This is a genomic window from Emticicia sp. W12TSBA100-4, from assembly GCF_040253585.1.
GTDB lineage: Bacteria > Bacteroidota > Bacteroidia > Cytophagales > Spirosomataceae > Emticicia.
Map to the genome: position 1 here is coordinate 20,059 of NZ_JBELAU010000006.1, position 12,394 is coordinate 32,452.

Here is a 12,394-nt window from a genome sequence, read left to right on the forward strand (position 1 = left end):
TTCACTGCTGAATAATTCTCATCACACCTTGTGACTTTCCACCCAAAGGTTTATTGAGTGAATAAGTGAAACTTACCAAAAAGTAACGCCCCAACGAGCGTACACGACTATCTTCCACAAAGTTTAGACTTGCTTGACGATTGATTCCAACATTTTTATTGAGGGCATCAACTACCGAAAATTTCATTTCTGCACGGTTATTTTTTAGGAAAAGTTTGGCAACTGACGCATTCCAAAGCGGTATTTTTTGATTAAAACTGGCATAAAGTAAATAGTCGAAATTAGTGCTAAAGGTCCAGTTTTTAGGTAAGTTCATATTCGACTCTACAAAGTAAGTTTGGTTGATAAAACTTTGATTAAACTCTTGACTAATAGCATATTGAGTTTTATTGAAAGCTATTTCTCCGCCAAAAGCCACACTCACAAATCCCTTAAAATCATACTGCCAACGCAACTCCGACGAACCCAAATAACGAATGGTTGTATTCTCAATATCATTAATAAAATTTATACCTTGATTATAGGTAAGTTTAGTATTAATATTTAGTTTACTACTTAGTTCTTTAATCGAAAATCCGAGCGAGAAATTACCATTTAAAGCTACATCTTTTGGCACATTGATAAGTTTTATCTGCTGACGAAGGGCTTCATCGGTAGTTTGTGAAGTGGCAATTTTATTGTTTGTATAAGTCATTGAAAAATTCAAAAACAAACTACTAAAATTCGATTGATTGAAACGATTAGAATTTACACTTAGACGGTGAGCATATTCAGGAATCAGGTCAGGATTACCAATTTGGATTCGTAACGGGTCAGTATTTTCAGGAATTGGGTTTAGCTCATTCAGCGATGGCTCACGCACCGATGTTTCATAGTCGAAATGAATATTCTGTCTTTGCTCGGTAGTAATTACTACGTGGGCATTTGGCAAAAAATTGCTAAATCGGCGATTAACTGTAAAGTTGATACTGGGTATTTGTCCATCTAAAACCGACGATTGCAAGGCAATTCCAGTTGAAAAATTATACTTTTTTTGAACCATTCGGTAACTCAAACCAAAGCGATTATACAAATACTCATTAATAAATTTATTACTCAGTCCCTCATTTAGGCTTCGTTTACCTTCACCCAAATCATATACTTGGCGGTCGATTCGATTGTTATTTTCTCGAATGCTATAATTTAATTCCAAGTATTTTTTGCGAGCAATTGGCTCCGAATAAGATAAGTTTATCCCCCAATTTTGACTATCATTTTGCTGCGAATTTTGCTGGTCAATCGTATCTCGAACCACTCCTCCTCGGTATGAGTTAATTGCCGCTAAAGTACCATTATTATTGTTTTGGTTAATACCCAAAGTAACATTTGCAGTCATATTTCGCCCTTTTTTGCGGAACCTATGTCTAAATAGCAGATTTGCATTATAATTCAGCCCCAACCCTTCTACCACAACTCTCCTATTTCCTTCGTTTTGAATTACTCCTTTATCGTCTATATTTTGGTTTTCTCCTTCGGTTCTAAGTTTGGTTTCGTTTAAAGCAAAATTTGAAATAAACTTCATCGAATTGAGCGAATCAATCTTATGGTCAAGTGTAAAATTAAGTCGATGATTGGTATTTAGGTTGTTTTGAATGGTCTTTTGGCTTGTTGAAAAGTTACGGTTCTGCAAAAAATTTTGTCGAATCAAGTCAGTTTCAATAAGATTATTCATTGAATTTAAAAAATAGCTACCATTCAATTCGGTCTTTGGTGAAAAAGGCTCGTTGAAATTTACCCCACCTGCCCATGACCGAACAAAACCATTATTTCGGCCGCCAAAATTGAGCGGAATTGCTCCATCAGTAGCGTTAATTTCTAATCGCAAAGAGCCACCTCCACCCGCCATCATTCGCTGCATATCGCCCGAAAAATTGAGGTAATCTTCCATCGAAAACCCTTGTTTATTCACATTATTTCCCAACAATAAGAGTGAACGTTGGCGAGCTTTATTAAATCGATTAAGATTCGATTTGACCTCAAATCGCCCGTTGTCACCTACTCCTGCTGTTGTTTTACCGAAAGTCATTTTCTTACGGTCCTCTTTCAGTTTAAGGTTAATCGTTTTTTCACGGCTACCATCATCAATCCCCGTAAATGCCGTTTGGTCTGATTTTTTATCAAATAATTGCACTTTATCCACGGCATCAGCAGGTAAATTTTGCGAGGCAACTTTTGGGTCTTTTCCAAAAAACTCTTTCCCATCGACCGTGATACTTCGTACTTTTTCGCCCTGTGCCATAATATTTCCATCTCTATCTACCTGCACACCTGGCAGTTTTTTTAGTAAATCTTCTACTGCTGCATTAGGTTGTGTACGAAATGAACCTGCATTAAACTCAACCGTATCGCCTTTGATTTGGACGGGTAAAGCTTCAGCTTTTACAGTAACGGCATCAAGCTCGTTACTAAGTATCTGCATTTTTATTTCGCCCAAATCTATCATTTCAGTAGAAGATTTTTCGATAACTCTTACGTAGTTTCTATAACCAACGAAGGTAATTTTGATAAAATAATCATTAAAATTAAGATTTTTCAATTCAAAAGTACCTCTTACAGTTGTTCGGGCAAAGGTAATGAGAGAAGAATCTTTGACAGAAAGGAGAAGTACAGTAGCGTTTTCTAAAGGTTTTTGTTCGGCATCTAAGACAGTAGCTTTCAGTGAAAACTTTGTCGGGTTTTGAGCAAAAACGCCCAAATTCATCAATAGCAAATAAGTCACCAGTAAAATCTTTCTCATAATTTTGTGCATTTTATTTGCTCAAAGTTATGGCTTCATTTCTGTGTAAAAGGTTAAATTTGCTTGATATAAGGTTAATTAAGGTTAATGGACTTGCTGATTTTTGGCAGTGAATGATTATAGTGGTATTTTAGTCTAAAAAGTAACTTGTAATAAAGGATTTGGCCTACATTTACTTCAAAATCTCTATCAACTCGGCAATCATCAGGGCAGTTGCTCCCCAAACCACTTGTTCTTGAATCACAAAACATGGAGTTTCGAGCTTTACACCTCTGGTTTCGACAGTACGTACTTGTACGATTGATGGGTCAAGAATTTCGGAGATTGATACCTCGAAAATTCCAGCAACTTCACGCTCGTCGGGATAGAAATCTGGGCGTGAAGTCATATATCCAACCACAGGCTGGCAAAACATATTTGAGGGGGGAATAAATAATTCGGTAAGATTTTTAATAACTTTTACATCTGTTGCCTTGATCCCAATTTCTTCTTGAGCTTCACGCAAGGCCGTTGCTTGAATATCTTTATCTTTTAGTTCAACCCTTCCACCAGGAAAGGCCATTTGTCCACCATGAACACCATCGTATTGCGGACGTAGAATCAAAGGCATAAAAATATCTTCTCCTTTCGGATAAAACATCATCAAAATAGCACTTCGACGAGTACTTGCATTCGGTTCAACCTTAACTTTGAGTCTGTAAGGTGACATTTTTTGCATGATGATGTCATGACCTGGTAGAGGCTGCTCTGAAAGTCGCTTGTTGAGAGTATTTATAAAGTCAGCAAAATTCACGGTGTTAGGTTTTAGTCAGGTGTTTTGAAATCAGATATTCATGGCAATATACAAAAAAAAATTACGATTTACGATTAACGAATTACGATTTTATGCTCAATATTTCCGACATAGAAAACCTATATAATTCCAGAAATCGTAAATCATGCCTCGTAAATTATAATTAACCATATATTCTGACAAGTTGTTCAGCACAACGCTCGCCATCCATTGCTGCCGATACAATTCCTCCCGCAAAACCAGCTCCCTCACCACACGGAAATAATCTTTTTATTTGTAAATGTTCGAGCGATTCTTTATCTCGTGGAATACGAACAGGCGAAGAAGTTCGACTTTCGATACCAATCAACTGAGCTTCATTCGTTACGTATCCTTTCATTTTTTTACCAAATTCTTGTACACCTTCTTGCAGTGGTCGAGCAATAATATCTGGTAAAACTTCTGACATATCCATTGAAACCAAGCCCGGTTGATAAGAAGTGGGTAAAAGTTCATGAGAGATTTTGCCCGAAAGGAAATCATTTAAACGTTGGGCAGGAGCAAATTGCGAATCAGATAGTTTTTTTGAGCTGGCTGCCAATTTCCACGCTTTTTGCTCAACATCTTTCTGTAATTGTAGCCCGGCCAACGGGCCTAAATGCTTATATTTCTGCCAATCAATTTCGTTAATGGCAACTACAACGCCCGAATTAGCATATTTTGAGTCTCGACGAGAGGGAGACATTCCATTTACGACCAATTCACCTTCGGCAGTAGCAGCAGGTACTATAAAACCACCTGGACACATACAAAAACTAAAAACTCCTCGCTGAATATTTTTGTAATAGGTCTGAGCCACCAAACTATATGATGCCGCAGGAAGCAAACCTCGCTCTTGGCGATGGTATTGGTGCGTATCTATCAAACTTTGTTGATGCTCAATTCTGACACCCATTGCATAAGGTTTAGCTTCAATCAGAATAGCCTTTTGGTGTAATAACTCAAAAATATCACGTGCCGAATGGCCAGTTGCCAGAATAACTCCCAGCCCAGTTATCTCTTTTCCGTCGGCAGTTATTACACCTTTCATTTCACCATTGACCAATACAAAATCAACTACTTTTGTATCAAAATGTACTTCTCCACCTGCTTTCAGAATGCTTTCTCGTAAATCGGCTACTACGCTCGGTAATTTATTTGTGCCGATGTGCGGATGTGCATCAAACAGAATCTCGCTTGTTGAGCCATGAGCCACCAAGATTTCCAAAATTCGACGCACATCACCTCGTTTTTTTGAACGAGTGTAAAGTTTTCCGTCAGAGTAAGTTCCTGCTCCACCTTCACCAAAACAATAATTCGATTCGGGATTTACTACGTGGTCTTTGTTGATTGCCGCTAAATCTCGTCGGCGAGTACGCACATCTTTTCCACGCTCAAGCACAATCGGTTTGATGCCCAGTTCAATCAAACGCAAAGCTGCAAACATTCCAGCAGGCCCCGCTCCTACTATAATTGCCTGTGGTTTGTTAGCAACGTCGGTATATTCTTTCCGAAACTCCATCGCAGGAGGTGGAATTTCACCTGAATAAACTTCTATTTCGAGATTAATTTTTACTTGCCCTTTTCGAGCATCAATCGACTGACGCATTTTCCTAATTGAAAAATCTTCATCTATCGTTTTTAAATATGTTTTTTGAATATGTTGACGCAGAACAGCATCATCAAGAGCAATCTCAGGCTCTAAGGTAAGACTCAAGGTTTGTTGCATTGTCTGAAAGGTTTTTATCCTCTAAATTTGGCACAAAGTTAAGCAATTCGTCTTAAACTTATTCCATAGAATCTGCCAAAATAGACTTAGGCACAAACTTTGAAGTGAAATTTATTGTTTATCATACTAAAAAGATAGACTAATATTACAATTTTGAGGTTATCTTTGCAGAAATCAAATAATTGTGACCCGAAAAAAACACTGAATGTCCGCTTATTTTAAAAATATCAGTCGAGGAATAAAAACAACTCTCAAAGGTATGAGCCTGACGCTCAGACACTTTTGGCAGGCACGTAGAAGCCGACAACCTTATGCCATGCAAGATTCGAGTTATTTCGATTTGCAAACGGGTATCGTTACGCTTCAATATCCTCATCAGACTTTACCAGTGCCAGACAACGGGCGTTATCAACTCGACTGCGAGATTGATGATTGTATTGTATGCGATAAATGTGCGAAAGTATGCCCCGTTGATTGTATTGATATTGAACCCATAAAATCTTCTGAGATTATTAGCTACGCTTCTGATGGCTCGCCTATTAGGTTGTATGCCGCAAAGTTTGATATTGATATGGCAAAATGCTGTTTCTGCGGACTTTGCACAACAGTTTGTCCGACCGAATGTTTGACCATGACCAATGATTATGATTTTAGCGTGGTAGATATTACGCAGTTAAATTTTGAGTTTTCAAACCTTACGAACGAACAAGCAGATAAAAAACGCAAGTTATACGAGCAGTATTTGGAAGAAAAAGAAGCGTTAAAGAAAGCCCCTGCTCCTGCTAACGAAAACACGAGTGAAGCTCCAAAACCGAAGACTTCGTTTAAACCAGCCTTTAAGCCCACAGCAAAACCAGTAGTAAAAGATTCAGAAGAAACAATTACTGAAAATAATAACTCTGAAAATATTGTTGTAGAAACACCAAAGCCGAAGCCTGTTTTCAAGCCAGCGTTTAAAGCAGCACCTAAACCAACCGAAGTACAAGAAGATAAAACAGAAAATATAGCAGCCGAAACGCCGAAACCGAAACCTGTTTTCAAACCAAGTTTCAAACCTGCTCCAAAACCAACTGAAATAACTGAAACGCCAGAAACCAAAGCAGAAGAGGTAACGAAAGAAACCCCGAAACCGAAGCCTGTTTTCAAACCAAGTTTCAAACCTGCTCCAAAACCAGCAGAAATAACTGAAACGTCAGAAACTAAAGCTGAAGAGGTAACGGAAGAAACATCAAAACCTAAGCCTGTTTTCAAACCAAGTTTCAAACCTGCTCCAAAACCAGCAGTAACAACTGAAACGCAAGAAACTAAAGCTGTGGAGGTAACTGAAGAAACTCCGAAACCGAAGCCTGTTTTCAAGCCGACTTTTAAGCCTGCTACAAAACCAGCAGAAACAACCGAAACGCAAGATAATAAAGCAGAAGAAGTAACGGCAGAAACGCCTAAACCCAAACCTGTTTTTAAGCCAACAATGAAAATTAAACCTAAAAATAACGACTAAATTGTTTGACGAATTATTAAAAAACCTTGATTATACGCTCATCAAGCAAATTGCGTTTGCTGCTTTTGCAGTAATAACAGTTGGTGGTGCATTATACTTACTTTTCACTAAGAGTGTACTTTATGCAGCATACAGTTTATTGCTCACGCTCTTAGGTATAGCTGGACTTTTCGTTTTTGCAGGAGCTGATTTTCTGGCAGTTAGTCAGATTATGATTTATGTAGGTGGAATTCTGATACTATTGATTTTTGGTATTATGCTCACCAATAATAAGAATTTCCAACGTACCAATTTACAAACCAACAAAATTGAAGTTGGGCATCACAATCGTTTTTGGGCTGTTTTGGTTGCGGTACTTTTGTTTTTGGGGTTCTTGAAAATTATATTTGCTGCCAACTTCCATATCGTTGGTAAACAAATTCATAATAGCAGTAGTTTGCAGCAAATTGGGATAAATCTAATGACCGATTATATTTTTGCGTTTGAGGTTATTGGTATATTTTTATTGGCTGCTTTGATTGGAGCAGTTTATATTGCAAAAAAAGAGAAAGTTTAATCAGATGATAGCCATACAAAATTATCTCGTTATTAGTGCCTTATTGTTTTCGATAGGATTGGCCGTTGCGGTAACCAAACGGAACGCAATTTTGATTCTGATGGGCATTGAATTAATGCTCAATGCTGTAAACCTAAATCTTGTTGCATTTAGTCAATATGACCCAAATAGACTGCAAGGGCAAATGTTTGTACTATTTATAATGGTTGTGGCAGCTGCTGAAGTAACCGTAGCACTGGCGATTATCTTGAAATTATATGACTATTTCAAGAACCTTGATTTAGATGAAATAAATTCATTAAAAAAATAATAAAAGGCTTGACAAAGGTAATTTTAAGTCGTACTTTTGCAGTCCCAAATGGGGAAAAGTAAAATAGATGGCTGCGTAGCTCAACTGAATAGAGCGTCTCACTACGGATGAGAAGGTTTGGGGTTTGAATCCCTACGCGGTCACAAAGTAAAATAGTAAACGGCTGTGTAGCTCAACTGAATAGAGCGTCTCACTACGGATGAGAAGGTTTGGGGTTTGAATCCCTACACGGTCACAAGAAACGCCCTTAGAATCACTTCTGAGGGCGTTTTTATTTGTTCCTGCAAGTAAGAATCAAAGATTGTTAGCAAGAAATTAGCTAAATATTGTTAGCATTTTTTTTGCAAATTCTTTGAAGTTAATCGGTGCATACCACCTTTTATATTGAGCCTAAAGGTGTTTTTTATGCTTTTATTGTAAGCAAACTGTAAGCAACTTTTCTTAATATTTCTGCTTACAGTCCGATAAGCTCCGATATATGCACCGTTCTATTATACCGCCTGTTTAAGCCTTTTTTCCAAACATTCTCGACAAAAAAGTGTACTTCCCCGCTTCATCAGGTGTATGAAACGATTTTACTTTTAAACGATTGTATTCTTTCTCGGCAATTTCATTTTCTGAATCTTCCTGAGTAGATGGAGTTGGTATTGATTTTTCGACTTGGTTTGTTGTGGTTGTGGAAGCCTTTTTTACTTTTGATTCAATCAAGGCAACTAAATCTTCGTAGTGATTTCGTCCAGTAATATTTATAATTTTCTCACCACTATTTCCGCCATTAACCTCCAAAAAATAACAATTATCAGGTGCAAGTCTAATAAAATCAATACCTGCAAAATCAAGCCCTAATGCTTTGGCACACTTTACGCAATTTGCTTTCTCGGTTTCTGTCAATTCGCTTAAAACATCTCGACCGCTACCACCTTGACTTAAATTTGCTCTAAAGTCGTTTTTACCTTTACGCTCCATTGCAGAAACTACTTTATCACCTATTACAATCGCTCGAATGTCTTTTGCACCATTTTCGATGTATTGTTGAATGATAACATTTTGTTTCAAACTGTAAAGTGTTTGTAAAGTCGTATTTGCACCAACTTCGCTTTCCATGATAAATACCTGCTTTCCTTGTGAACCTCGTGGAAGTTTGCCAACTGCTGGGAGTCCTCCAACTAAGTCGATTAAAAACTTAGGATATTGCGGATAATCAGCAAATACAGTCTTAGGTTGTCGAATCTTTGCTTCGCTTAACTTTTGGGATGTCCAAAACTTGTTTGTTGCTATTGTCATACCTAATGATGAACCTGTACTGTAAACCCCTAAACAGTCTTCAAAATGGCGTACAACCGCACAAGCATAAAAGAAATTCGCCCCGCTAATCCGTGGAATAATTGCATCTATACCACTCATGTTAAGCCGTTCGGGTTGGTTCGGGTTGCTGGATTCGATGTAAACCCTATCATAACCACTTTCATATTCCGAAATGTAAAGGTAAATTTGACTTGGATTTAATAGGACTACTTCATGTCCTTTGTCTTTAAGCGTTTTAGTTAATAACGCTTGACTACTGTTGCTCAAAATTGCTACTTTCATAATTCTGTAATTGTTTAAATTGTAAAAAACTGTTAATTAAAGATTGTCATTTTTGTAGGTCATTATCTTTTAGTAAAGAATTAATCCTACGGGCAAATTCATTCTGCTCTTGGGATGTAGTACGACTCTTTTTGTAAGTGTCCATTGATTGTGCGTTCCCCTTTCGTGCCTTTCCTGTAAATTGACAAATCACCCATCCATCGGGGCAAGTGCCGTGGATAGCATATTGAAGTTCAACGCTATCCTGTTCTGTCCATGCCATAGTTACATCATTGTTTAAGTGTTAAATACTGTTGCAAAGGTTTATCAATTGAGCCATTTTGTAAAGGACGGTTTTTCTACTTTTGAAACTGTTGGAGTTTTGAGGGTTTCAAATTCATATATTCGGCATTTTATTTTTGGCAATTGCCAATACGATAAACGGCGGGTTGAACTCTCAGAAAAGCAGGCAAAAAAAAAGTTTTTAAAAATATAACTAATTGATTATCAATTAGTTACGCTCTCAACCAAGAGATTTTGGGTGCAACTTTTTGAAAAACACTTTTTTGATGGAATTGCCACTTCTGATAATTAAACATAAAACACTGATTATCAATGACTTACAAACAGTTTAATGAAAAACTATTCAATTATTTTTCATTAGCCACTCGTTCAAATCTCCGAATCTTGCGTATCTGACCGAACAATCAATAACTTTTGATTTTTGGCAATTGCCAAAAATTTCCAAAAATGCTTTCTTGCCTGTCTTGTCTGTGTCCAGTACACAAAATATTTTAGCGTAGTTACTTAGCAAGTCATTTGCTAAATGTAGATTCTTTGTTGAGTTCAGTACGATTGTATCAAACTCAGGAGTTTCAATATTTTTGATTGTGAGATAAGAAAGAAAATCCATGAAACCTTCAAAAACTAAAACGGCTACTTTGCTCTTTCCTTTGATACTTGTAATAGTCTTTGGACTTGTACCGAACTTTCTTATTTTGTTACGTAGCTCGAAACCGCCTAAATCATTCTCGAATGCAAGTGCAAATTCTTTGGTATTATAGTATGCTTCTTTCAGGTAGATTTTAGCGATTGATAAGTTTACTTTTCTTTCAGTTAGATACTCAAGTAATGCTCTGTTATCGAGTGCCTTTACTTTCTTGAGTTGAAACGGCTGCTTTGTTTCTTGATGGCATACAAAAGAAAAGGATTCGGGTTTGACCATACCATCAAAAGACTGCAAGAGCTGCACGGCTTCTTTAAAATCTACGTTGTGGTAACGCTCCACAAACTTGATAATATCGCCACCTTTGCCCGTTGCAAAATCAATAAAATCATTCTGCTTTGGTCGAACTGCAAAAGAGGGCGTTGTTTCGGCTGGGCGAAATGGTGAATGATAAAACAACCTGTTGCCACTTTGGTTTTTTGGCTCAAAACCTATGCTTTGTAGATAGGCTTGCATTGATATATTTTTGACTGCTTCGAGGTTCATTTCTTTTCTTTTGTATGCTTTGTTAAAATTGTACTGACAATGTGTTTTGGAGTGATATACCTGTTTTTTTGGAACATTGGAACAAAACAAACTTTTTGGAACATTGGAACACTTTTGGAACACTTTTGGAACATATTAAAATACTTATATTCAATACTTTACAATCATTTGTTCCAAAGTTCCAAGATTTTTTAATGTATTTCTAAATCATATATTTAGCTTTACTTCAGATTTTTTCTTTGTTCCAAAAGTGTTCCAAATGTTCCAAAATATGCCACTTTTAGCCATAATTGAAAAAGTCAAATTGTACTATTCTAAGATTAACAATATTAGTCAAATCAAAAAAATTACAATCGAGACAATTATCTAAATTGCACTTTTCAAAGTACTTGCTTTCGCTCAAATAGAAAGTGATAGTTGTTTTCGTTTGTAGGTAAATAAACTGATTCCTGTTTTGTATTTTCGGCACTCTTTAAACTGAAATACTCATACCTACTCTTTTTCTGTTCGGTCATTCCAAACTCTTCAATCAATGCTCTCTTTACTCTCGAACGGTCTAAAAACTTAAACCTGCCTTCCAATTCGTTGCAAAGGTTCGATACTGAAAAACAGAGTTCTTTTTCTTCTTCAAAAAAGTTAAATGATTCAATGATGAGTTCTTTAATGGCTCTACCAGTTGCAGAATGGCTATTATCAAAGTAGTATTGAAGTTGCTGGGTGTAATAAATTTCGGGTGCAAAATACATTCGACTTTCTTCTTGATGTACTAATTTGCGGTTTACTAAGAAATGAAGAAAAGACGGTATCTCGTCTAAAAAGTTGGCTTCTATATTTGGGTTATCAGTCACGCCCTTTTCTGCAAAGGTCGGCACTTTAAAAACGGCAAAACGGTTCTCACCTTTTTCAATTGGTAACGCTCGCCCTTCTTCGTTACTCAATAATACAAATTTACCAAAGAAATCAATTTGGCTCTGTGCTTTGTTTTTCTCATTGAATGTTACTCGACCAGTCTCAGTACTAAAACGTTTGAGCATTTGCATTACGCTGTTCTTTTCGAGTGATGCTTCATCGACAATAATGGCTAAACGCTTAACCCAAACAGAATTAAAATTACTGTCTAAATCAGCGTTTCCGACCTTTACCGAATTATCTTGAAAGATTAGCTTGAGTAAATTACCAAAGGTACTTTTGCCTGTACCACGTTCTTTTGATTCCAGTAAGATAATAGGCAGCCGTTGCGTTGGTTTAGTGTAAAGCAGCTGCAAATAATCTAAAGCAAAATCCACTTTATCACCAAAAACATGATTCAGAAAAGCAGAAATAGTTTCATGTTTACCTGCTTTTGGTTTGTGTGATAATTGAAAGTATTCATTGAAGAAACCCTGTATAACTTGCTGATAATTAGTGTGTGAAGGTACATTTACAAAACCTTCATATTTTTTAATAGATTTAAAATAGTCGCTATTCTTTCCGCCCAAATCATCTTGTACCGTGCCTTTTTCACGCTTATCGTAAAATCTGTATAAGTTGCCATCTTTGTCGGGTTTAAATACTTCTTTCAGGTAATTATCTCCTACACGAATAAACTTTTTTGCTAATCTTTCTTTCTCTAAAATATGGGTATCTTTCATAATTTTGTTGTTATTTTGCATTCAA

At 36.7% G+C, this 12,394-nt stretch carries 10 protein-coding genes and 2 tRNA genes; 5 read left to right on the forward strand and 7 right to left on the reverse strand.

Annotation, left to right across the window (positions count from 1 at the left end):
• Position 1: 1 nt before the first annotated feature.
• The 3 genes from ABR854_RS09275 to ABR854_RS09285 all read right to left on the reverse strand — a co-directional run bounded on the left by ABR854_RS09275 (position 2) and on the right by ABR854_RS09285 (position 5,316).
• The gene (locus tag ABR854_RS09275) at positions 2-2,776 is read right to left on the reverse strand and encodes an outer membrane beta-barrel protein (RefSeq protein ID WP_350265128.1); all 2,775 of its coding nucleotides are present in this window, start codon (positions 2,774-2,776) and stop codon (positions 2-4) included.
• Positions 2,777-2,948: 172 nt separating this feature from the next.
• A complete protein-coding gene (locus tag ABR854_RS09280) occupies positions 2,949-3,569 on the reverse strand; it encodes an NUDIX hydrolase (RefSeq protein WP_350265129.1) in 621 nt (206 codons plus the stop codon).
• 163 nt (positions 3,570-3,732) lie between these two features.
• Positions 3,733-5,316: an NAD(P)/FAD-dependent oxidoreductase gene (locus tag ABR854_RS09285; protein ID WP_350265130.1), complete on the reverse strand. Its 1,584-nt coding sequence runs from the start codon at positions 5,314-5,316 to the stop codon at positions 3,733-3,735.
• Positions 5,317-5,521: 205 nt separating this feature from the next.
• On the opposite strand from ABR854_RS09285, the gene ABR854_RS09290 reads away from it, so the two are divergent.
• The 5 genes from ABR854_RS09290 to ABR854_RS09310 all read left to right on the forward strand — a co-directional run bounded on the left by ABR854_RS09290 (position 5,522) and on the right by ABR854_RS09310 (position 7,915).
• The gene (locus ABR854_RS09290; RefSeq protein ID WP_350265131.1) at positions 5,522-6,814 is read left to right on the forward strand and encodes a 4Fe-4S dicluster domain-containing protein; all 1,293 of its coding nucleotides are present in this window, start codon (positions 5,522-5,524) and stop codon (positions 6,812-6,814) included.
• Between the two features lies 1 nt (position 6,815).
• Positions 6,816-7,370, forward strand: coding sequence for an NADH-quinone oxidoreductase subunit J family protein (locus ABR854_RS09295; RefSeq protein ID WP_350265132.1), 555 nt, complete (start codon positions 6,816-6,818; stop codon positions 7,368-7,370).
• Between the two features lie 4 nt (positions 7,371-7,374).
• A complete protein-coding gene (gene nuoK, locus ABR854_RS09300) occupies positions 7,375-7,680 on the forward strand; it encodes an NADH-quinone oxidoreductase subunit NuoK (RefSeq protein ID WP_064197220.1) in 306 nt (101 codons plus the stop codon).
• A 69-nt stretch (positions 7,681-7,749) separates the two neighbouring features.
• A tRNA-Arg gene (locus ABR854_RS09305) sits at positions 7,750-7,823 on the forward strand.
• A gap of 18 nt (positions 7,824-7,841) precedes the next feature.
• Positions 7,842-7,915 (forward strand) — tRNA-Arg (locus ABR854_RS09310).
• A gap of 269 nt (positions 7,916-8,184) precedes the next feature.
• Here ABR854_RS09310 and ABR854_RS09315 read toward each other — a convergent pair.
• From ABR854_RS09315 to ABR854_RS09330, 4 genes are all read right to left on the reverse strand, one after another.
• Positions 8,185-9,267, reverse strand: coding sequence for an ATP-grasp domain-containing protein (locus ABR854_RS09315; RefSeq protein ID WP_350265133.1), 1,083 nt, complete (start codon positions 9,265-9,267; stop codon positions 8,185-8,187).
• A 46-nt stretch (positions 9,268-9,313) separates the two neighbouring features.
• Positions 9,314-9,529, reverse strand: coding sequence for a hypothetical protein (locus ABR854_RS09320; RefSeq protein WP_350265134.1), 216 nt, complete (start codon positions 9,527-9,529; stop codon positions 9,314-9,316).
• A 363-nt stretch (positions 9,530-9,892) separates the two neighbouring features.
• The gene (locus tag ABR854_RS09325) at positions 9,893-10,738 is read right to left on the reverse strand and encodes a DUF8464 domain-containing protein (protein WP_350265135.1); all 846 of its coding nucleotides are present in this window, start codon (positions 10,736-10,738) and stop codon (positions 9,893-9,895) included.
• Between the two features lie 380 nt (positions 10,739-11,118).
• On the reverse strand, positions 11,119-12,369 hold the full coding sequence (locus ABR854_RS09330) for a DUF5906 domain-containing protein (RefSeq protein WP_350265136.1): 1,251 nt from the start codon (positions 12,367-12,369) through the stop codon (positions 11,119-11,121).
• Positions 12,370-12,394: the final 25 nt, after the last annotated feature.